This window comes from Cryptosporangium minutisporangium, from assembly GCF_039536245.1.
Classification (GTDB): Bacteria; Actinomycetota; Actinomycetes; order Mycobacteriales; family Cryptosporangiaceae; genus Cryptosporangium; species Cryptosporangium minutisporangium.
Window position 1 is genome coordinate 133,041 of sequence record NZ_BAAAYN010000048.1, and the last position, 21,460, is coordinate 154,500.

Below are 21,460 nucleotides of genomic sequence, written 5' to 3' on the forward strand. Positions count from 1 at the left end.
CTGAGCGAGGCCGCAGCATGAGTGAGCTGACCGACGAAACGGTCCGCGCCGACCTGATCGAGCAGGCCGCGACGATCATCGCGCGCTACCCGGAGGGGCGGTCCCGTTCCGCGCTGCTGCCGATGCTGCACCTGGTGCAGTCGGTGGACGGGTACGTGAGCCCGGCCGGGATCGCGTTCTGCGCCGAGCAGCTCGGGATCACCAAGGCCGAGGTGGCCGCGGTCGCGACGTTCTACACGATGTACAAGCGCCGCCCGACCGGCGAGTACTTGGTGAGCGTCTGCACCAACACGATGTGCGGTGTGCTCGGCGGAGACAAGGCGTACGAAGCGCTCTCGGCCTATCTCGAGGTGGGGCACGACCAGACCACCGAGGACGGCCGGATCACGCTGGAGCACGCCGAGTGCCTCGCGGCGTGCGACTACGCGCCGGTGATGACCGTCAACTACGAGTACTTCGACCAGGTGGACGCCGAGTCGGCGCTCACCCTGGTGAAGCAGCTCCAGGACGGTGAGCGGCCGATGCCGACGCGCGGTGCGCGGCTCTGCTCGTTCAAGGAGATGTCGCGCCAGTTGGCGGGGTTCGCCGAGGCGCGGAACGGCGCGGTCGCCGATCCGATGACGAACGTCGAGCCGACGGTGGCGGGGAACCGGATCGCGGAGGAGCGCGGGGTGAGCGTCCCGGGCTTCTTCCCGAACACTCCGATCCCGAAGAAGGCCGAGAAGGACGCGAAGCCCACTCCGACCAAGGCCGCCCCCAAGCCGGCCGCGGCGCCGGCCGAGAAGGCGGCTGCCGCCGTCACGTCCGAGGGCCCGAAGAGCGCCGAGCCGCCCGCCGCGGTCGCGGCGAGCAGCGCGCCCGCCACCCCGACCGAGGACGCCAAGCCCGCGGTGGCCGCCGCAGCCGCAAGTGCTCCTCCCGCGGCGGAGCCGCCCGCGGCGATCATTCCGGCCGAGGGCAAGGCCGCCGACGCCCCGGCAACGGACGCCGCTCCGGCGGATGCCGCTGCGACGCCCCCCGCCAAGGCGCCGGGTCGGAAGGCGCCCGGCCGCAAAGCCACGGGTCCGGTAGCCGGGTCCACGCCGGCCACCGCCAAGGACTCCGGCGCCGACCAGCCCGCCGAACCTGCGGCGTCGAGTGGCGAAAACGCCGGCTCCGCGGCGTCCGACGAGAACGAAACGGCGGAGAAGCCCGCCCCGCGCCCGCGCCGTCGCAGCGGGCCGTTGGTGTCGGCCACGGCCGAGCCGGCCAAGCGCCGGCCGGGCAACAAGGCCCCGGCGAAGCGGGGCGGTACCCGCCGCCCCACGAACCGCGACCCCAACACCGAACGGTCGGCGCCGGCGGTCGAGCAGGCCGACGCCACCCCGACTCGGCCCACGACCGAGCCGAAGATCGAGGACACGACCACCCCGACCGAGCCGGCCGAGACCTCGCCGACGGTCCCGGAGCCGTCCGCCGACTCCAAGCCGGCCGGGGACGCGCCGCCGGCTGACCCGAGGTCGGAGAACACCACCGAGGGGAACGACAAATGAGCGAGCGCGAAGTCCTCACCCCGGTCCTCACCAAGCGCTGGCTCTCGCCCGAGGCCTGGAAGATCTCGGTCTACGAGCGCCTGGACGGCTACGCCGCCCTGCGCAAGGCGATCAAGGCCCATCCGGACGACTTGATCCAGATGGTCAAGGACTCCGGCCTCCGCGGTCGCGGCGGTGCCGGCTTCCCGACCGGTCTGAAGTGGGGATTCATCCCGCAGGGCGACGGCAAGCCGCACTACCTCGTGGTGAACGCCGACGAGGGGGAGCCCGGCACCTGCAAGGACCTGCCGTACATGATGGCCGACCCGCACGGCCTCGTGGAGGGAATCGTCATCGCGGCGTACGCCATCCGGGCGAACTTCGCAGCCATCTACATCCGTGGTGAAGCCGTGCACGCCGCCCGCCGGCTGCGCAACGCGGTGAACGAGGCCTACGCCCGCGGCTACCTCGGCCGCAACATCCTCGGCAGCGGCTTCGACCTCGAACTCGTCGTCCACTCCGGCGCCGGCGCCTACATCTGTGGCGAGGAAACCGCGCTCCTCGACTCGCTCGAGGGCTACCGCGGCCAGCCGCGGCTCAAGCCGCCGTTCCCCGCGGTCGCCGGCCTCTACGGCGGTCCGACCGTCGTGAACAACGTCGAGACGATCGCGAGCGTGCCGTACATCGTGCTCGGCGGCGCCGAGTGGTGGAAGTCGATGGGCACCGAGAAGTCGCCCGGGCCGAAGATCTACTCGATCTCCGGACGGGTGAACCGCCCAGGTCAGTACGAGTGCTCGCTCGGCATCACGCTGCGCGAGCTGCTCGAACTCGCCGGCGGCATGAAGGAAGGCCACCAGCTCCGGTTCTGGACGCCTGGCGGCTCCTCGACGCCGCTGTTCACCGCCGAGCACCTGGACGTCCCGCTCGACTTCGAGGGCGCGGCCGCCGCCGGGTCGATGCTCGGCACCACCGCCGTGCAGATCTTCAGCGACCAGGATTGTCCGGTCTACGCGACCTACCGCTGGATCGCGTTCTACGCCCACGAGTCGTGCGGCAAGTGCACACCGTGCCGCGAGGGCAACTACTGGATGGTCCAGGTGCTGCGCCGGATCCTGTCCGGCCAGGGCACCAAGGCCGACCTGGACACGCTCCTCGACACCTGCGACAACATTTTCGGCCGGTCGTTCTGCGCGCTCGGCGACGGTGCGACCAGCCCGGTCACGTCGTCGCTGAAGTACTTCCGCGACGACTACCTCGACTACATCGAGGGCCGCAAGGCGCCGTACTTCTCCGCCGAACAGGCCGCCCTCGCCGGAGCGCACTGATGACGATCGCACCCGAACAGAAAGCGGCCGTGGAGACGGTCACGCTCACGATCGACGGATTGAGCGTCACCGTCCCCAAGGGAACGCTGATCATCCGGGCAGCCGAGGAGCTGGGGATCCAGATCCCGCGCTTCTGCGACCACCCGTTGCTCGACCCGGTCGGCGCCTGCCGTCAGTGCATCGTCGAGGTCGAGGGCCAGCGCAAGCCGGTCGCGAGCTGCACCGCCGCCGTCACGCCCGACATGGTGGTCAAGACGCAGCTCACCAGCCCGGTGGCGGAGAAGGCACAGCGCGGGACGCTCGAACTGCTGCTGATCAACCACCCGCTCGACTGCCCGGTCTGCGACAAGGGCGGCGAGTGCCCCCTGCAGAACCAGGCGATGAGCAACGGGGCCGCCGAGTCGCGGTTCCGCGACGTCAAGCGGACGTACCCGAAGCCGCTGGCGATCTCGTCCCAGGTGCTGCTCGACCGGGAGCGTTGCGTGCTGTGCGCGCGCTGCACCCGGTTCTCCAAGCAGGTGGCCGGTGACCCGTTCATCGAGCTGCTGGAGCGGTCCGCGCTGGAGCAGGTCGGCATCGCGTCCGACGAGCCGTTCCAGTCCTACTTCTCCGGCAACACCGTGCAGATCTGTCCGGTCGGTGCGCTGACCGGCGCCGCGTACCGGTTCCGGGCCCGCCCATTCGACCTGGTCTCGACGCCTTCGGTGTGCGAACACTGCGCGTCGGGCTGTGCGCTGCGGACGGACTGGCGTCGCGGCAAGGTGCTCCGTCGGCTGGCCGGCGAGGACCCGGCCGTCAACGAGGAGTGGAACTGCGACAAGGGCCGCTGGGCGTTCACGTACGCGACCGGTAAGGCCCGTTTGACCCAGCCGCTGGTGCGCAACACCGCCGGTGAACTGGAGCCGGTGTCGTGGAGCGAGGCGTTCTCGGTCGCGGCGCGCGGCCTGTCGGCCGCGCGTGAGGCCGGGGGCGTCGGCGTGCTGCCGGGTGGCCGTCTCACCTATGAGGACGCGTACGCGTACGCGAAGTTCGCCCGGGTGGCACTGGGCACCAACGACGTGGACTTTCGGGCACGGCCGCACTCGAACGAAGAGGCGCTGTTCCTCGGGGCGCACGTCGCCGGTCGCGGCCTCGGCCCGACCTACGCGGACCTGGAGAACGCACCCGCTGTCCTGCTGGTCGCGTTCGAGCCGGAGGAGGAGTCGCCGATCGTCTTCCTCCGCCTGCGCAAGGCGTGGCGGAAGCGGGGCGCTCGGGTCTGGTCCGTGGCGCCGCTGGCGACCCGCGGACTCGACAAGCTCGGCGGGACGCTGATCCAGGCGACGCCGGGTGCCGAGCCCAAGGTGCTCGACGCGCTGCGCGCCGGCGAACTGGCCGGCCTGACGTCGTTGTCGGAAGCCCTGCGGACGCCGGGTGCGGTGATCCTGGTCGGTGAGCGGGCGGCGGGGATCCGCGGTGCCTACTCGGCCGCGTCGCTGCTGGCGCTGAACACCGGGGCGACGCTCGGCTGGGTGCCGCGGCGCGCCGGTGAGCGCGGTGCGGTCGAGGCCGGTGCACTGCCGACACTGCTGCCCGGGGGCCGTCAGGTGACGTCGCTGGCCGGTCGGTCGGCGGTGGAGACCGCGTGGGGCGCGTCCGTGCCCGACACCCCGGGACGCTCGACCGGCGAAATGCTCGCCGCGGCCGCCGACGGGACGCTGGGCGGGCTGGTGGTCGGCGGCGTCGACCCCGACGACATGCCGGACCCGGTGGCCGCGCGGGCCGCCCTGGAGGCGGCGTCGTTCGTCGTCTCGCTGGAGGTACGTCGCTCGGCGGTGACCGACTACGCGGACGTCGTCTTCCCGGTCGCTCCGGTGACCGAGAAGGGCGGCAGCTTCGTCAACTGGGAAGGCCGCGTGCGCCCGTTCGGGCTCACGCTCCAGGGCACCGGTGCGCTCTCCGACGCGCGCGTGTTGAACACGCTCGCGGACGAGCTCGGCGCGTACCTGGGGGCGTCGTCCACCGAGGCCGTGCTCGCCGAGATCACCGCGCTGGGCGCCGCAGGCCCGGACGTCGACCCGCCACCGTCACCGATGGAGCCGGCCGCGCCGCGGGTCAGCCCCGGCGACGGCGAGGCCGTCCTGGCGACCTGGAGCCACCTGCTGGACCTGGGCACGCTGCAGGACGGCGAGGAGCACCTCGCGGGCACCGCGAAGCCGGCGTTCGCGCACCTCTCGCCGGGCACCGCCGCCGAGCTCGGGGTCCGGCCCGGGGCGCACATCCTGGTCTCCACCGATCGGGGCGCGATCCAGCTCCCGGTCGCGATCACCGAGATGCCCGACCGCGTCGTGTGGGTTCCGACGAACTCGGCCGACTCGCGGGTACGGCCGACGCTTGGCGTGGGGGCCGGTGACCTGGTGCGGATCACTGCCGGCTCGGCCACCGGTGTGGCACCCGGGGAAGTGTCGGGGGTTCCTGGCAGTGTCCCTGCCGGCAGTGTTCCGGCGGACGGGGGCCTGGGAGACGTCGAGGCCCGCGCCACCAGTGACGGTGGCGACCCGGCCGACGGCGGCCGACCGGCCGTCGATTCGGACGGAGCGGCTGTATCCGAAGGGGGCGAGGGCTGATGGACGCGCAGGCGGTGCTGGCAGCCGTTGAGCCGGCCGCGGTCGGCAACGACCCGTGGTGGCTGGTCCTCGCGAAGATCATCGCGACGTTCGCGATCCTCGTCGTGCTGGTGCTGTTCGCGATCGTCGCCGAGCGGAAGATCATCGGCTACATGCAGGTGCGGCCGGGGCCCAACCGGGTCGGGCCGTGGGGCACGCTGCAGAGTCTCGCCGACGGCATCAAGCTGGCGTTCAAGGAAGACATCATCCCGACCGCCGCCGACAAGGTGGTCTACGTCCTCGCGCCGATCATCTCCGCGATCGTCGCCCTCGTCGCGTTCGCGGTGATCCCGCTGGGCCCGAACGTCTCGGTGTTCGGGCACACGACGGCGCTGCAGCTCACCGACTTGCCGGTCGGCGTCCTGTACATCCTGGCCTGCTCGTCGCTCGGGGTGTACGGCATCGTGCTCGCCGGATGGGCGTCCGGGTCGACGTATCCCCTGCTCGGTGGCTTGCGGTCGGCGGCACAGATGATCTCGTACGAGGTCGCGATGGGCCTGTCGATCGTGCCGGTGTTCCTCACCGCCGGATCGCTGTCCACCAGCGAGATCGTCGGGGCGCAGGAGCAGACCTGGTTCCTGTTCACGCTGCTGCCGAGCTTCGTCGTCTACTCGATCTCGGTGGTCGGCGAGACGAACCGCGCCCCGTTCGACCTGCCCGAGGCCGAGGGTGAGCTGGTCGGTGGTTTCCACACCGAGTATTCGTCGCTGAAGTTCGCGATGTTCTTCCTCGCCGAGTACGTGAACATGGTGACGGTGTCCGCGCTCTGCGCGACGTTGTTCCTTGGCGGCTGGCGGGCTCCGTTCGGCATCGGCACGATCTGGCCGGGCGCGAACGAGAACTGGTGGCCGGTGCTCTGGTTCATGCTCAAGGTGCTCGCCGCGCTGTTCGTCTTCGTCTGGCTGCGGGGTTCGCTGCCGCGGCTGCGCTACGACCAGTTCATGCACTTCGGCTGGAAGGTCCTGGTGCCGATCAGCCTGGTCTGGGTGCTGCTGGTCGCCGCGATGAACACGCTCCGCCGCGAGCTGGACTTCTCGACCCGCGACGTGATGATCGCGGTCGGCGTGGTGCTGCTGGCCGTGCTGGCGCTGAGCCTGCTGGTGCCCGAGCGGACGAAGAAGGAAGTCGACGCCCGCGACCCCAACCCGCACTCCGACTTCCCGGTGCCACCGCTCGACTTGGTGGTCCCGCCGTCACCGCGGCTCAGGCCGCAGGTCCCGGCGAAGGTCGGCGGCGGTGCCGACGGCAGCAGCGGCGAGGACTCTCCGGCCGACGCTCCGCCCTCCGAAGCATCCGGCGACACCACGACCGGCAAGGGGAACTGACATGTTCGACTCCGTCAAAGGCTTCGGGCTGACGTTCTCGACGATGTTCAAGAAGCGGGTGACGATCAAGTACCCGGACGCCCCGCAGCCCGGTACGCCGCGCTACCACGGTCGGCACGTGCTCAACCGGCACCCGGACGGGCTGGAGAAGTGCGTCGGGTGCGAGCTCTGCGCCTGGGCCTGCCCGGCCGACGCGATCTACGTCGAGGGCGGCGACAACACCGAGGAAGCCCGCTACTCGCCGGGTGAGCGGTACGGCGCGGTCTACCAGATCAACTACGCCCGCTGCATCTTCTGCGGGCTGTGCATCGAGGCCTGTCCGACGCGGTCGCTGACCATGTCGAACACCTACGAGCTGGCCAGCGACAGCCGGGCCGACCTCATCTACACGAAGGAGCAGCTGATGGCGCCGCTGCTGCCCGGGATGGAGGCGCCCCCGCACGCCATGCGGCTGGGCGAGAACGAGACCGACTACTACGTGCAGGGCCCGACCAACCCGGGTGCGTCGGCCGGTGCCGAGCGGCCGGAAGGGTCGGAGCCGAAGGAGGTCGTCCGGTGAGCACGCTTCAGGTGGCACTCGACGGGCTGACTGTGTTGTCCGCGGCGGCACCGGGCGATCCGCCCACCGGGGAGAAGGTCGCGTTCTGGGTCCTCGCCCCGATCGCGCTGGGCGGCGCGATCGGCATGGTGCTGGCCCGTAACGCGATCCACTCGGCGCTGTTCCTGGTCTGCACGATGTTCAGCCTCGGCGTGTTCTACGTGCTCCAAGCCGGGCCGTTCATCGGCATGGTGCAGATCATCGTCTACACCGGCGCGATCATGATCCTGTTCCTGTTCGTGCTGATGCTGGTCGGACGAGACTCGTCCGACTCGATCGTGGAGACGCTCCGGGGGCAGCGACTCGCCGCGGTGCTGCTCGGCATCGGCCTGGCTGCGCTGGTCACGACGGCTCTCTACCGCGCGCTCGGCGACGTGTCCGCCCGCGGTCTGGCGGAGACCAACGCGGCCGGCGGCGGGAACGTCGACTCGATCGCGGCGGTGCTGTTCACGCGGTACGTCTTCGCGTTCGAGGTCACCAGCGCGCTGCTGATCACCGCCGCGGTCGGCGCGATGATCCTGGCCCACATCGAGCGCGACAAGGCCGGCGTCCCCACCCAGCGCGAGCGGTCGCTCGCCCGGTTCCGGAAGGGCAACCACCCGGCTCCGAAGCCCGGCCCGGGTGTGTACGCGCTGTCGGACTCGGTGGCCACCCCCGGCCTGCTGCCCGACGGCACCCCGGCGGAAGGCAGCGTCGCGCCCTCGGTGGAGCGGCGTGAACTCGACAGCGGCCTGACCACTCCGAAGGGCTGAGGGCGTGACACCTACCTACTACCTGCTGCTCTCCGCCGCGCTGTTCACGATCGGCGCGGTCGGCGTTCTGGTGCGCCGCAACGCGATCGTCGTGTTCATGTGCGTCGAGCTGATGCTGAACGCGGCCAACCTCACGCTGGTCACGTTCTCCCGGATCAACGGGACGCTGGACGGCCAGATCATGGCGTTCTTCGTGATGGTCGTGGCCGCGGCGGAGGTCGTCGTCGGGCTGGCGATCATCATGTCGATCTTCCGCACCCGCCGGTCGGCCTCGGTCGACGACGCGAACCTGCTGAAGTACTGAGGAGATAAACCGCCGTGTCGCCACTCGCCGTCGAGTACGCAGAGCCGACGGGTTCGCTCTCTCTGATCTGGCTGCTGATCGCGCTGCCGCTGGTCGGCGCCACCGTGCTGTTCCTACTCGGACGCCGGGCCAACGCCTGGGGCCACCTGCTCGGGTGTGCCACGGTCGGCATCGCGTTCGTGCTGGGCGTCGTCCAGTTCCTGCAGCTGCGGGGGCTCGACGGTGAGAGCCGGGAGATCTCCCAGCAGCTCTTCACGTTCATCGACGTCGGCTCGCTGAAGGTCGAGGCCGGGTTGCTCTACGACCCGCTCTCGTCGGTCTTCGTCCTGCTGATCACCGGCGTCGGGTTCCTCATCCACGTGTACTCGATCGGGTACATGTCGCACGACGAGGGCCGGCGGCGCTTCTTCGCGATGCTGAACCTGTTCGTCGCCGCGATGTTGCTACTGGTACTCGGCGACAGCTTCGTCGCGCTCTACGTCGGCTGGGAAGGCGTCGGTCTGGCGTCGTACCTGCTGATCGCGTTCTGGTACACCCGGCCGGAAGCCGCGACCGCGGCGAAGAAGGCATTCATCATGAACCGGGTCGGCGACGTCGGCCTGGCACTCGGCATCTTCCTGATGTTCGCGACGCTCGGCGAGACGTCGTTCGAGGGAGTCTTCTCCTCGGTCGACCAGCTTTCGTCGACGACGGTGACGATCCTGGCGCTGCTCCTGCTGCTGGGCGCCTGCGGTAAGTCGGGTCAGTTCCCGCTGCAGGCGTGGCTCCCGGACGCGATGGCCGGCCCGACCCCGGTGTCCGCGCTCATCCACGCCGCGACGATGGTGACCGCCGGCGTCTACCTGATCGCCCGGGCCCACCCGATCTACGACCTGTCCGAGACCGGCCAGCTCGTCGTCTGCTCGATCGGTGCGCTGACGCTGCTGATCGGGTGCATCATCGGCTGCGCCAAGGACGACATCAAGAAGGTCCTGGCGTACTCGACGGTGAGCCAGATCGGCTACATGTTCCTGGCCGTCGGGCTCGGCGGTGAGGCGTACGCGCTCGGCATCATCCACCTGCTCGCGCACGGCTTCTTCAAGGCCGGGCTGTTCCTGGGCGCCGGTTCGGTGATGCACGGGATGAACGATCAGGTCGACATCCGGCGGTTCGGCGGTCTGGCCAAGTACATGCCGATCACCGCCGTGACGTTCGGCCTCGGCTACCTGGCGATCATCGGTATCCCACCGCTCTCCGGGTTCTTCTCCAAGGATCCGATCATCGAGCACGCCTTCGACCGTCCGGGCTGGACCGGTTGGTTGTTCGGCGGGGCAGCGCTGCTCGGCGCCGGGCTGACCGCGTTCTACATGACGCGGCTGTTCGTGCTGACGTTCCTCGGTAAGCCGCGCTGGCCCACCGCGGAGGACGAGCAGCTCGGCGGGGCACCGCACCCGCACGAGTCGCCGCTGTCGATGACCGTGCCGATGATGCTGCTGGCCGTCGGATCGGTGGCCGGTGGTTTCCTGCTCACCCAGGGCGATCGCACCGTGCACTGGCTCGAGCCGGTACTCGTCGGGGAGCCCGGCGGTGAGAGCGTCGCGGAGTCGGCGCACAAGATGGAGCCGATCGTGGTGACGTCCCTGGTCGTCCTGTTCTCGCTCGCCGGGGCAGCGCTGGCCTACCTGCTGTTCCGTCGCGGCACCGCCCAGGTGGAGCAGCCGGCCGGTCCGGTCGTGGTGGCCGCCCGTCGGAACCTCTACGCGGACGCGTTCAACGAGGCCGTGTTCATGCGGCCTGGCCAGTGGCTCACCCGGGCGCTGGTGTACGTCGACAGCCGTGGGGTGGACGGGCTGGTCAACGGCCTGGCCGCCGCGGTGGGTGGCGGCTCCGGCCGGCTCCGCCGCCTGCAGACCGGCTTCGTCCGGTCGTATGCCCTGACGATGCTCGGAGGTGCGGTCGTGGTGCTGGCGTCGCTGCTGGTGGTGCGGCTCGGATGAACGGTCCCTGGCTCCCCGTACTGACCGCGCTGCCGCTGGTCGGCGCGATCGTCGTCGCGTTCCTGCCGAAGAGCGCCGACCGGCTGGCGAAGCTGCTCGCGCTGGGCTGGTCGCTCGTGGTCCTGGTGCTGACGATCATCATCTGCGCCAACTTCGACCCCGACGGCGACCGGTTCCAATTCGTCACCTCGTACACCTGGATCCCGCAGTTCGGCACCCGGCTGGCGTTCGGTGTGGACGGCATCGCGCTGGTGATGCTCGCGCTGATCGCGGTCCTGACGCCGATCGTCCTGCTGGCGTCCTGGCACGAGTCCGGCGCCGGACGCCGGTCGGTCAAGACGTACTACGCGCTGATGCTGGCGCTGCAGACCTGCATGATCGGTGTCTTCGTCGCGACCGATGTGTTCTTCTTCTACGTCTTCTTCGAGGCGATGCTCGTCCCGATGTACTTCCTGATCGGGTCGTACGGCGGCCCGCAGCGGCAGTACGCGGCGGTCAAGTTCTTCCTGTACTCGCTGGTCGGCGGCTTGTTCATGCTCGCCAGCGTGATCGCGCTCTACGTGGTCAGCGCCCGGGAACTGGGCGAGGGCACGTTCGCGTTCAGTGATCTGGCCGGGCTGGACATGTCCACGGCGACCGGCCGCTGGATCTGGCTCGGGTTCTTCATCGCGTTCGCGGTGAAGGCGCCGCTGTTCCCGTTCCACACCTGGCTGCCGGACGCCGGTGGCCAGGCACCGATCGGCGCGGCCGTGCTGCTGGTCGGCGTCCTCGACAAGGTCGGGACGTTCGGCTTCCTGCGTTACAACCTGCCGCTGTTCCCGGAGGCGTCCCGCTTCTTCGCGCCGATGGTGATCGTGCTCGGCATCTGCGGCATCCTCTACGCCGCGCTGCTGGCGATCGGCCAGAACGACATGAAGCGGCTGGTGGCCTACACCTCGGTGGCGCACTTCGGCTTCATCGCGGTCGGCGTCTTCGCGTTCACCACCCAGGGCGGCTCCGGCGCCGTGCTGTACATGGTCAACCACGGCATCGCGACCGGTGCGCTGTTCCTGGTGGTCGGCTTCCTGATCGCCCGGCGCGGTTCGGCGTTGATCGCCGACTACGGCGGCGCCGGGAAGCTCGTCCCGTGGATCTACGGGGCGTTCTTCATCACCGGCATGGCGTCGCTGGCGCTGCCGATGACCAACTCGTTCGTCAGCGAGTTCCTGGTGCTGCTCGGTGTGTTCTCGCGGAACCCGGTCGCGGGTGTGGTCGCGACGCTCGGCATCGTCGTCGCGGCCCTCTACGTGCTGTGGATGATCCAGCGGACGATGCACGGGCCGGTGAACCCGGCCCTGCTCGACGAAAGCCGCCCGAAGTGGCGAGACCTGAGTCGACGTGAGGCGTGGGTGATCGCGCCGCTGCTGGTCCTCATCATCGGCCTGGGCGTCTACCCGAAGCCGCTGCTCGACGTGATCAACCCCGCGGTGAAGGCGACGCTCACCGACGTCGGCAAGAGCGATCCGCAACCCAGTGAAGTGGCCGGAGGAGACCGATGACCACCGTGGCCGACACCGTGCTGGCCGCTGACATCGAGGCGCCCAAGCTGGATTACGCGGCGCTGTCGCCGATGCTGATCCTCCTCGGCGCGGCATGCGTGGGCATCCTGGTGGAGGCGTTCGTGCCTCGCCGGGCGCGGCATCTCGTCCAGGTGGTGCTGTCGCTGGGTGCGCTGGCCGCTGCGTTCGTGGCGGTGGTCATCCAGGCGCAGCGCGAACTGATCACCGCCGCCGGCGCGGTCGCGATCGACGGCCCCGCGCTGTTCCTGTCCGGCAGCATCATCGTCCTCGGTGCGGTCAGCGTCCTGCTGATGGCCGAGCGGTCGCTGGACGCCGGTGGCTCGTTCGTCGCGCAGGCGGCGGTCGTGGCCGGCTCGCCGTCGGACCGTCGGCTGGCCAGCGAGCCGACGTCGCACACCGAGGCGTTCCCCCTCGCGCTGTTCGCGCTCGGCGGGATGGTGCTGTTCGTCTCGTCGAACGACCTGCTGATCATGTTCGTCGCGCTCGAGGTGCTCTCGCTGCCGCTCTACCTGCTGTGCGCGCTGGCTCGTCGCCGGCGGCTGCTCAGCCAGGAGGCGGCGGTCAAGTACTTCCTGCTCGGTGCGTTCGCGTCGGCGTTCTTCCTGTACGGCGTCGCGTTGATCTACGGCTACGCGGGTGCGGTCGACCTGGCGTCGATCCACGCAGCGGTGAACAGCTCGCCGGCGAACGACGTGCTGCTCTTCGTCGGCTTGGCGATGCTGATCATCGGCCTGGGGTTCAAGGCCGGCGTCGTCCCGTTCCACTCCTGGACGCCGGACGTCTACCAGGGCGCTCCGACGCCGGTGACCGCGCTCATGGCGGCCTGCACGAAGGTCGCCGCGTTCGGCGCGATCCTGCGGGTGTTCTACGTGGCCTTCCAGTCCACCAAGTGGGACTGGCGGCCGGTGCTGATCGGGATCGCGATGCTGACCATGGTGGTCGGTTCCGTGCTCGCCGTTACTCAGACCGACATCAAGCGGCTGCTGGCGTACTCGTCGGTCGCGAACGCGGGCTTCATCCTCACCGGTGTCGTGGCGATGAACGAGCGTGGCGTGTCCTCGACGCTGTTCTATCTGGCCGCCTACGGCTTCACGACGATCGGCGCGTTCGCGGTCGTCATGCTGGTCCGCGACGCCGATGGTGAGGCCACGCACCTCTCCCGGTGGGCCGGTCTGGGGCGGCGCTCCCCGCTCTACGCCGGCGTGATGACGCTGTTCTTGCTGGCGTTCGCCGGCTTGCCGCTGACCAGCGGCTTCATTTCGAAGTTCGCGGTGTTCGCGGCGGCGATCGAGGGCGATGCAGTTTCGCTCGTGATCGTCGGTGTCATCGCCAGCATGGTCCTCGCATTTCCGTATCTTCGAGTCATTGTGCTCATGTACCTGTCTGACCCTGCTGAGGATGGTCCGACCGTTTCGGTTCCGGGTGGTTTCACCGCAGCTGCCCTGACTATTGGGGTGCTTGCCACGGTGGCTCTTGGCGTGGTGCCGACTCAACTGCTGGACCTCGCAGGGCAGGCGGCACAATTTGTTCGATGAACACGCGCACAGCAGGGATGGACGTGGCACCCACCGGGACAGGTCTGCTCGGCATCGAGGCCATCGAGCCTGAGTTTGCCGCTTCCGTCCGCGTCGGCCTGGGGCAGGTGGAGGACGCACTCCGCACCGCGGTGTCGGACGCCGACCCGCTGGTCGGCAGCGCGGCACGCCACTTGGTCGAGGCCGGAGGCAAGCGGTTCAGGCCGCTGCTGGCACTGTCGGCGGCGCACTTCGGTAACCCCGAGGCGCCCGCCGTCGTGCAGGCAGCGGTCGTGGCCGAGCTGACCCACCTGGCGACGCTCTACCACGACGACGTCATGGACGAGGCGCCCGTGCGGCGGGGCGCACCGAGTGCGAACGCCCGCTGGACGAACACGATCGCCATCCTCACCGGCGACTACCTGTTCGCCCGGGCGTCCGATCTGGTGGCGGACCTCGGGCCGGAGGCGGTGCGGCTGCAGGCCCGGACGTTCGCCCGGCTGGTGACCGGTCAGATCCGGGAGACGGCCGGGCCGCTCGACGGCGCCGACGCGGTGGAGTTCCACCTGCACGTGCTCGCCGAGAAGACCGGGTCGCTGATCGCCACGTCGGCCCGGTTCGGTGCGATGTTCGCCGGGTGCGGGCCGGCGATCACCGAGACCCTCACCGCGTACGGCGAGGAGATCGGCGTGGCCTTCCAGCTCTCCGACGATCTGCTCGACATCGCGTCCACGTCGGCGGAGTCGGGCAAGACGCCCGGCACCGACCTGCGGGAGGGCGTGCCGACGCTGGCCGTCCTGCACGCGCTGGCCGGCGACGACCCGGCCGAGGCGCGGATGCGCGAGCTGATCTCGCGGCCGATCACCGACGACGACGAGGTGGCCGAGGCGCTCGCGCTGCTGCGGGAGTCGCCGGCGATGGCGACGGCTCGGGAGACGCTGGCGGCGTACGCGCAGCGCGCCAGGGACTTGCTGGCGACCCTGCCGGACGTGCCCGCTCGCCGGGCACTCGAGTCCCTGACGTACTACGTGGTGGACCGCACAGGCTGACCGTCGGCGTCCCGCGCAGCGCCTGACCGGGTCGCGGTGTCCCGTGACGCCGTTGGATCGGTGTCGGTGGACGCCAAATCGACACCGGTGCTGGGCACGGGCCCTCGCTCACGCGCCGTCGGTGGGGCCTCGTTGTCGCCGTTTCCGGGTGCCCGCCGAGATGGTTGTCGCGCTTCCTGCGCCATGGCACTGAATGCGCGACAACCACCCGCCGCACCGCCCGGAATGCGCGACAACCGCACCGCGGGCCGCCCGGAAGGCGCGACGACCACCCGCGGCGTCGCCCGGAAGGGGTGCCAACCATCAGGTTCCGCAAGCCCGACGTGTATCTCTGCCGAGCGGGGCCCCGGGCTGCGGTTAGTTGAAGGGGCGCAGGGGCAGGCCTCGGACCACGAAGCGGTAGTCGCGCCCATCGCGCAGCTCTGGCCCGTGCCACCGCACCAGATATCGGTGCCCCCCGTCGGCGGCGCCGGCGTGGCGTACCTCGAGGGCGCACGACGAGTCGTCGACGAGCGTCTGCCAGGACTCTTCCCCGGACGGGGTCCACTCGACGTGGACGATCGGCTGGTCCCAAGCCAGATCGCCCGGTGCGCCGTCGTACCAGCCCTGCTCCCAGTAGGCGTCCTGCTCGGCGGTCACGTCGATGAACCGCGCCGACCCGGCCGCCCGTGGCGCGGCGGAGGCCCCGGACGCCCCGGACGCCCCGGACGCCCCGGACGCCCCGGACGCCCCGGACCCCCCGGACGCCGACGGCCAGTACTGGTGCGCCCGCAGGTCGAACGTGCGCTCGGGGAGCGCCTCGTCCACCACGGCGCCCGGCACCACCGAAGAGGCCAGCGACGCCGCGTGCGCGGCCAGGAAGGCGTTGGTCCGCGGCCCGTAGAGCGTGTGGCCGCCCTCGTAGTGCTGGCGGGTGTACTCCTCGGCGGTCGTGCAGTACCCGGCGTACTCGTTGGCCACCGAGGACACGATCACGTCGTCCACGTCCGATGACGCCGCCACCGCCGTCGCGACCCGGCGCCCGGCGTCCACCGTGATCTCGAACGGCGCGCCGACCAGCACGGCGGAGCCGATCCGCAGCACGTGCACCGGGATCACCCGGGGGAACCGCCGGAGCGGCATCACCACCGGCTGCAGCCAGCGCGACCCGATCACCCACTTCGCACCGTGCGGGTCTTCGTCGCCGTGCGGTTTCGGCGTGCCGGCACGGAACGGTGGGATGCGGTGCACCACCGGCGTCTCGTTCTCGAAGGCGCCGGCGATCAGCGCGGCCCCCAACGCCGGACGCGCGGGCAACTCGATGCCGTCCACCGATCGGGACGTTGCCAAGTCGACTTCGCGCAGCCCTGCGCCCAGCGCCACGTCGGTCTGCAGGGACGGCTCCAACGAGGAGAAGAGCGACGACGCTGCCGCTCCGATCCCGCGCCCGACCCGGGCCGCCTCGACGTCACCCGCACGCCCGGGACGCAGCGCTGGTGCCACGTCGGCGTGGGTGCCCTGCAGCGCCCCGATCACCGGCGTGGACCCCAGCCGCGATCGCATCTCCTCGTACACGTACGCCCAGAGATCGGCGTTGTAGACGCTGTTGCGCATCGGGATCCCGGTGCCGTGCACTCCGAACACGACCAGCGCGGCCAGCGGCCCGCCGTCCACCGCGTCGACCCGGAGCAGACGCAGCCGTGGATCCACCGACGCGTAGGTGCGCTGCGCGGCCACCCGGCGGTCGGTGCGGTCGGGGTTCTGGACGTGGGCGGCGAGCGACCGGTTCCGAGTCAACCCCCAAACCTCCGTCGAACCCCAGGAGAGCCGCGCCGGGCGTCGCGAAGCCACCGCGCTCACCACGCCATCGGTGATCCGGTCGACGAGGAACTGGGTCCAGACCGGATCGAATCCCGGCTGATTGGACGCGAAGCCGTTGTAGAGGTCGGTGCCGAGGAACTGGCCCGGTGCGCCGTGGGTGTGCGTGGCACCGACGAACAGCCCGGCCAGCGGCACGTCCGTCGAACCGGCCACCGCGGAGGCCACCAACCGCTGCACCACCGCCGAGCCACCGAGCAGATCGCACTGGACGATCGCGACCGACGAGGTGCCGGACCGCAGGTGCAGCACGCGGGCGCGCAGCCGGCCCCGGAAGCCGATGCCGGTGCGGGCGTTGCGCGAGTACCCGGCCTTGGGGAGGCCCGGTGGCGGTGTCAGGTCGACCTCGGCTGCGCCCGCCAGTAGCTCGGGCACCGGATCGAGCGGTGTCGGTGGTGCGGACGCCACGGTGAACGTGGCCCGATGCGTGCCAGCGGTCAAGAACGGATCCAGCGCCTGGGTCACGAAGGACACTCTGCCGCACCGAACCAATACCTGAGAGCTAGTTCGGGTTGGCTCTCGACGGCGATTCGGTCGGCCGCGTGCATCCCTAGGTTCGAACGTGTTGGAACCGAGAGAGACCCTGTCGCATTCGAGAAAGGCGGCCCGATGAGCGCGCCGACGATCACCCCGCACGTGGAGACCATGGAAACCCAGCCCGCCCCGTACGAGGCCCGCCAGCCGCCGGTGGCCGCCAACGCGCTCCTCGGCGCCTGGGACACCCAGACCTGGCGCTCGGCCGGCTACCTCGCGCTCGGCTTGTTCACCGGCGTCCTCGGCCTCGCCGCGTTCATCGTGGTGGTCGTCGTCGGCGTGACGTTCTCCGCGCTGATCGTCGGCGTTCCGGTGCTGCTCGCAGCCTTGGCGGTCAGTCGGGGGATGGCCGAGATCGAGCGTCGCCGGGCCGGGATCGTCCTGGGGACCGCGGTGCCCGTGCCCTACCCGCTGGTGAGCGGCCGCTACCTGCGGCGGATCGGCCAGTGGCTCGCGGCGCCGTCGACCTGGCGGGACCTGGCCCACCACCTGTTCCTGTTCCCGGTGACGCTGTTCAGCGCGATCGTCGCACTCTCGTTCTGGGGCGCCGCGCTCGGCTCGATGACGCTCTGGACCTGGTACTGGGCGATGCCGAACGACACGATCTACATCTTCGGCGACTGGGCCGACAACCCGTTCACGGTGGACAGCCTCGGATCGTCGCTGCCCTGGATCGGCGTCGGGATCGTGTTGCTCTGGGTCGCCGGTTGGGTGACGAAGGGCCTCGCCCGGATGAGCGCGGCGTACACGGAGTTCCTGCTCGGCCCGAGCCAGACCGGCCGCTGAGCCTGAGGCGGCGCGCGGTTGAGCGTCCCCAAGAGCAGTTGGAGCAGCAACCACGACGGCCCCGACACCCGAAAAGGGTGCCGGGGCCGTGGCGTGGAGAGGGTCAGGCGCCGATGCGCGGGTCACCCTTCGGACGCCAGGTGACGACGACCGCCGGGCGGGCGTACTGACCGTCGGGCCAGACGCTCTTCGGGGTGTCGAGCGTCGCGCCGTCGAGCTCGCCCGGGTGCTGCACCGCGACGAACACGCTCTTCTGGTCCGGCGTGATGAACGGACCGCAGGTCTCGGCGCCCTTCGGCACGGTCAGGAACTGCTTGACGTGACCGGCTTCCGGGCCGGACACCGGCGTCGCGAACAGGCCGTCGTTCGACCCGAGCGCGTTGCCGTCGGTGGAGATCCAGAGGTTGCCCGCCTTGTCGAACGCGACGTTGTCCGGGCAGGAGATCGGGCTGACCTTCGTCTTGTCGTAGCCGTTGAAGTAGGTCGAGGCGTCCTTCGGGTCGCCGCAGACGATCGGCAGCGACCAGGTGAACGTCTCGGCGGCCGCGTCGTTGCCCTTCTCGGCGATCGCGAGGATGTGCCCGTGCTTGTTGCTGTTGCGCGGGTTGGCCTCGTCGGCGGGGGCCGCGCCGGTGGCGCCCCGGTTCGAGTTGTTGGTCAGCGCGCAGTAGATCTTGCCGTCGACCGGGTTGCGCTCGATGTCCTCGGGGCGGTCCATCTTGGTCGCACCGACCTTGTCGGCGGCCAGCCGGGTGTGGACCAGCACCTGGTCGATCGTGAAGCCCTCGACCAGCGACTCGTTGCCGCGCGCCAGCGGGATCCAGGTGCCGGTGCCGTCGAACGCCTTGTCAGTGGGCAGCTTGCCGGTGCCGTCGATCTCCGCGGCTGGGCTGTCGCCGGAGAACTTCGCGACGTAGAGCGTTCCGGAGTCCAGCAGCGTCATGTTGTGCTTGGTGTCGCCGCGGCGCATCTTCTTGTCCGAGACGAACTTGTAGATGTAGTCGAACCGCTCGTCGTCGCCCAGGTAGACGACCGCACGACCGTCGTCGGAGAGGGTCGGCCCGCCACCCTCGTGCTTGAAGCGGCCGAGCGCGGTGCGCTTTCGCGGCAGCGAGTTCTTGTCGTACGGGTCGAGCTCGACGACCCAGCCGAAGCGGTTGGCCTCGTGCGGGTGCTTGGCGAGGTCGAAGCGCTCGTCGACGAGGTCCCAGCGGCGGTTGCCGGACGGCACGGCCGCGGTGATGTCGATGCCGTAGCGCTTGAGCGCGGCCTGCTCGGCGGTGGGCGCGCCGTTCCCGCCCACGAAGTACTGGTTGAAGTTCTCCTCGCCGCTCAGCACGGTTCCCCACGGGGTGAGGCCACCCGCGCAGTTGTTCAGCGTGCCGAGGACGACCGTTCCGGTCGGGTCGGCCTTCGTCTTCAGCAGGTCGGAGCCGGCGGCCGGCCCGGTCAGCAGGAACTTGGACGCCGCGGTGAGCCGGCGGTTGTAGCGCTTGCCCTTCTTGACCGGGCGGTACTGACCGGTGTTGCCGACCCGCTCCAGCTCGACCACGGACATGCCGTGGGCGGCCATCGCGATCTTCTTGTGCTCGGCGGTGGTGTCGGTGACCGACTTCACGCCGGGGAACATCAGCTCCTCGTTCGTGTACTCGTGGTTGACCACGAGCAGGGCACGCTCCCCGTGCCGGTCGAGCGGGAGCACCGCGACGTAGTCGTTGTTGTAGCCGAACTGCTGGGCCTGGGCCGCAGCGGTCTGCTTCTTCACGTCGAACGCCGGAGCGCCGGGGAGGACCGGCTCGCCCCACCGGATGACGACGCTGCTCTTGTATCCGGACGGGATCGTCACGGCGTCGGCGGTGTTCGGCGGGACCGGGGCGAACGTGAGCGCGCCCCGGGGCGCGCGCGGAGCCGCCGGGGTGGCTGCGGCCGCCACCTCACCGACCAGGCCGCTGACGGCCCCGCCCGCGACGACCGCACCCGCCCCGAGCGCGGAGAGACGCAGCAGCCCGCGGCGGGAGAGCCGGGCCGCGACGGCGCCGGCGACGATGTCGCCGAAGTACTCGTTGTCGCTCTCGTTCGGCGCCGGGTGCGCGCACGCGTTGCCGCAACGGTAGAGGCAGGTCATCGCCGACCGGCCGGGCTTGTGGTCGGCCAGCGGGAGGACCCGACGATGTTCGGGGGCGAGCGTCACAGCAGCTCCTGGGGTTCAACGATACGAGGGAAGCACCGCGAACCTAAGGAAGCTCCATGAGCAGACCGGGCCTGCCGGGTGAACAGGAGGTGGACAGGGTTACGCGGTGTGGATCACCGTGTAGATCTCGGCGTAGGAACCCTCCGGCAGGCCGCCTCGCACGGCGTTGGCCCGGTTCCACTGCTCGATCCGCGACCGCATCGCGTCCAGCTCGCCGGGGAGTTGGCTGACGTGCTCCCGCAGCGCGTTGAGCTTCTGCTCGAACACGTCGGTGATGTCGACGGCGTGGTCGGCGGTGGGTGTGCCGGAGAACCACATCTCGCGCACCGTCCACGGCTCCAGGCCCTCGTCGCGGAGCAGCGACGGGTGGGCGAACGGGTTGCGGGCGTCCGGGTAGACCGCGTCGAACGTCGCCTCCCCGATGCGGGCGTGGTCGCCGTGTGCGGCGGCCACCCGCGACCAGTCGCGGACCGGTGACGTGGTGAGGACCCGGTCGGGGCGGAACCGCCGGATCTGCCGGGTGATGTCACGACGCAGGTCGTCGGTGACGTAGAGCGCGCCGTCCGGATAGCCGAGGAACGTCACGTCGGTGACGCCGAGGACCGCGGCGGCGGCGCGTTGCTCCGCCTCACGGATACCGGCCATCTGGTCGCGGGGCGTGTCGTCGAAGCCGCCGGCGTCTCCGCTGGTGGCGATCACGTACCCCACGTCGATGCCGGCTTTGGTCCAGGTGGCGACCGTGCCGCCGGCGCTGAAATCGACGTCGTCGGGGTGGGCCGTGACGACGAGAACACGCTCGACGTCGTCGATGGGGCGCGGGGAGGGCGGGAAGCTCACGACCGAATCGTAGGCAGGTCGGCTCCGCACTTGCTTTTCGAGCGCCGCCAGGCGCTCAAAGTTCTGACGTGGAGCCCGCCCAGGACGAGGCTGGCAGTCGAGCGGGCCGACGTCGTGACATTTGGGGGCCGTCATAAGGAGGCCCGCTCGCCTGTCAGGCTCGCCCCCTGGGCGGGCCGCTCACAGTTTTCCGCGGCCGGCGCGTAGGAGGAGCATGGCGAGCTGGGCGCCGTCGGTGCCGAGAGCGGCACGGAACTTGTCGACGATCTTCTGCTCGCGGGCGAGGACCAGCCGGGTGCCCCCCGCGGCCATCCGTGCGACGCCCACCTGACGGCTCAGTTCAGCGCGTTCGCGCCAAATTCGGATCAGCTCGGCATCAGCGGCGTCGATGCGTTCCCGGAGTGCGTCGATCTCGGCGGTCGATTGTTCGACGGCGGTGTCGGTGGGTGCAGTCATGGCGTGCTCTCCGTTCGGGTGGCCGGGCGCTACCCGAGGCGCACAAAAACGCCCCGGGGTGGGCCCCGGGGCGTCGAAGTGGTCTGGGTTCAGACGACGATGACGGCTGCCGGATGCCCGGAGCCGTAAAAAAATCGTGCCGTCAGTTGAACCACGGGAGAAGTGTGACACGTGCGCCGCCGTTCGGCCAACGGCGCTCACTATGTGGACGCGTGCCCGCGCGCCACCGCCGGCTCCTGGC

General features: G+C 70.3%; 15 protein-coding genes and 1 pseudogene. 12 read left to right on the forward strand and 4 right to left on the reverse strand.

What is annotated here, in order from left to right; genetic code table 11:
- Positions 1–17: 17 nt before the first annotated feature.
- From nuoE to ABEB28_RS34640, 11 genes and pseudogenes are all read left to right on the forward strand, one after another.
- A pseudogene (gene nuoE / locus ABEB28_RS43265) lies at positions 18–914 on the forward strand (NADH-quinone oxidoreductase subunit NuoE); the annotation flags it as partial.
- A gap of 614 nt (positions 915–1,528) precedes the next feature.
- The gene (gene nuoF / locus ABEB28_RS34595; protein WP_345732470.1) at positions 1,529–2,836 is read left to right on the forward strand and encodes an NADH-quinone oxidoreductase subunit NuoF; all 1,308 of its coding nucleotides are present in this window, start codon (positions 1,529–1,531) and stop codon (positions 2,834–2,836) included.
- A complete protein-coding gene (locus ABEB28_RS34600) occupies positions 2,836–5,442 on the forward strand; it encodes an NADH-quinone oxidoreductase subunit G (protein WP_345732471.1) in 2,607 nt (868 codons plus the stop codon). The genes nuoF and ABEB28_RS34600 overlap by 1 nt, the downstream gene beginning before the upstream one ends.
- The gene (gene nuoH, locus ABEB28_RS34605; RefSeq protein WP_345732472.1) at positions 5,442–6,806 is read left to right on the forward strand and encodes an NADH-quinone oxidoreductase subunit NuoH; all 1,365 of its coding nucleotides are present in this window, start codon (positions 5,442–5,444) and stop codon (positions 6,804–6,806) included. Before ABEB28_RS34600 ends, nuoH begins: the two co-directional genes overlap by 1 nt.
- 1 nt (position 6,807) lies before the next feature.
- Positions 6,808–7,365, forward strand: a complete 558-nt coding sequence (nuoI, locus tag ABEB28_RS34610; RefSeq protein WP_345732473.1) for an NADH-quinone oxidoreductase subunit NuoI — start codon at positions 6,808–6,810, stop codon at positions 7,363–7,365.
- Between the two features lie 26 nt (positions 7,366–7,391).
- On the forward strand, positions 7,392–8,156 hold the full coding sequence (locus tag ABEB28_RS34615; RefSeq protein WP_376981261.1) for an NADH-quinone oxidoreductase subunit J: 765 nt from the start codon (positions 7,392–7,394) through the stop codon (positions 8,154–8,156).
- A gap of 4 nt (positions 8,157–8,160) precedes the next feature.
- Positions 8,161–8,460, forward strand: a complete 300-nt coding sequence (gene nuoK, locus ABEB28_RS34620) for an NADH-quinone oxidoreductase subunit NuoK (protein WP_345732474.1) — start codon at positions 8,161–8,163, stop codon at positions 8,458–8,460.
- A gap of 14 nt (positions 8,461–8,474) precedes the next feature.
- Positions 8,475–10,436, forward strand: a complete 1,962-nt coding sequence (nuoL, locus tag ABEB28_RS34625) for an NADH-quinone oxidoreductase subunit L (RefSeq protein ID WP_345732475.1) — start codon at positions 8,475–8,477, stop codon at positions 10,434–10,436.
- The gene (locus ABEB28_RS34630) at positions 10,433–11,974 is read left to right on the forward strand and encodes an NADH-quinone oxidoreductase subunit M (protein ID WP_345732476.1); all 1,542 of its coding nucleotides are present in this window, start codon (positions 10,433–10,435) and stop codon (positions 11,972–11,974) included. Before nuoL ends, ABEB28_RS34630 begins: the two co-directional genes overlap by 4 nt.
- Entirely contained in the window at positions 11,971–13,530 is a 1,560-nt protein-coding gene (gene nuoN, locus ABEB28_RS34635) for an NADH-quinone oxidoreductase subunit NuoN (RefSeq protein ID WP_345732477.1), read from the forward strand. The genes ABEB28_RS34630 and nuoN overlap by 4 nt, the downstream gene beginning before the upstream one ends.
- On the forward strand, positions 13,527–14,558 hold the full coding sequence (locus ABEB28_RS34640; protein ID WP_345732478.1) for a polyprenyl synthetase family protein: 1,032 nt from the start codon (positions 13,527–13,529) through the stop codon (positions 14,556–14,558). Before nuoN ends, ABEB28_RS34640 begins: the two co-directional genes overlap by 4 nt.
- A gap of 357 nt (positions 14,559–14,915) precedes the next feature.
- Here the strand turns inward: ABEB28_RS34640 and ABEB28_RS34645 are convergent, their stop codons facing one another.
- Positions 14,916–16,880 (reverse strand): neutral/alkaline non-lysosomal ceramidase N-terminal domain-containing protein, encoded by a 1,965-nt coding sequence (locus ABEB28_RS34645; RefSeq protein WP_345732479.1) that lies wholly within the window; start codon positions 16,878–16,880, stop codon positions 14,916–14,918.
- A gap of 144 nt (positions 16,881–17,024) precedes the next feature.
- Between ABEB28_RS34645 and ABEB28_RS34650 the strand changes: the two genes are divergently transcribed.
- Positions 17,025–17,735, forward strand: coding sequence for a sensor domain-containing protein (locus tag ABEB28_RS34650; RefSeq protein ID WP_345732480.1), 711 nt, complete (start codon positions 17,025–17,027; stop codon positions 17,733–17,735).
- 103 nt (positions 17,736–17,838) lie between these two features.
- On the opposite strand, the gene ABEB28_RS34655 is transcribed toward ABEB28_RS34650, so the two are convergent.
- The 3 genes from ABEB28_RS34655 to ABEB28_RS34665 form a co-directional block, all read right to left on the reverse strand.
- Positions 17,839–19,860: a PhoX family protein gene (locus tag ABEB28_RS34655; RefSeq protein WP_345732503.1), complete on the reverse strand. Its 2,022-nt coding sequence runs from the start codon at positions 19,858–19,860 to the stop codon at positions 17,839–17,841.
- A gap of 165 nt (positions 19,861–20,025) precedes the next feature.
- A complete protein-coding gene (locus ABEB28_RS34660) occupies positions 20,026–20,763 on the reverse strand; it encodes a PIG-L deacetylase family protein (RefSeq protein WP_345732481.1) in 738 nt (245 codons plus the stop codon).
- A gap of 180 nt (positions 20,764–20,943) precedes the next feature.
- Positions 20,944–21,420, reverse strand: coding sequence for a chorismate mutase (locus ABEB28_RS34665; protein ID WP_345732482.1), 477 nt, complete (start codon positions 21,418–21,420; stop codon positions 20,944–20,946).
- Positions 21,421–21,460: the final 40 nt, after the last annotated feature.

Bases quoted from the DNA above. Each gene is read 5' to 3' on its own strand.
- ABEB28_RS34640 (WP_345732478.1), top strand. From the start codon at position 13,527: ATGAACACGCGCACAGCAGGGATGGACGTGGCACCCACCGGGACAGGT.
- nuoH (WP_345732472.1), top strand. From the start codon at position 5,442: ATGGACGCGCAGGCGGTGCTGGCAGCCGTTGAGCCGGCCGCGGTCGGC.
- ABEB28_RS34600 (WP_345732471.1), top strand. From the start codon at position 2,836: ATGACGATCGCACCCGAACAGAAAGCGGCCGTGGAGACGGTCACGCTC.
- ABEB28_RS34630 (WP_345732476.1), top strand. From the start codon at position 10,433: ATGAACGGTCCCTGGCTCCCCGTACTGACCGCGCTGCCGCTGGTCGGC.
- ABEB28_RS34655 (WP_345732503.1), bottom strand. From the start codon at position 19,860: ATGACCTGCCTCTACCGTTGCGGCAACGCGTGCGCGCACCCGGCGCCG.
- ABEB28_RS34650 (WP_345732480.1), top strand. From the start codon at position 17,025: ATGAGCGCGCCGACGATCACCCCGCACGTGGAGACCATGGAAACCCAG.
- nuoF (WP_345732470.1), top strand. From the start codon at position 1,529: ATGAGCGAGCGCGAAGTCCTCACCCCGGTCCTCACCAAGCGCTGGCTC.
- nuoN (WP_345732477.1), top strand. From the start codon at position 11,971: ATGACCACCGTGGCCGACACCGTGCTGGCCGCTGACATCGAGGCGCCC.
- nuoI (WP_345732473.1), top strand. From the start codon at position 6,808: ATGTTCGACTCCGTCAAAGGCTTCGGGCTGACGTTCTCGACGATGTTC.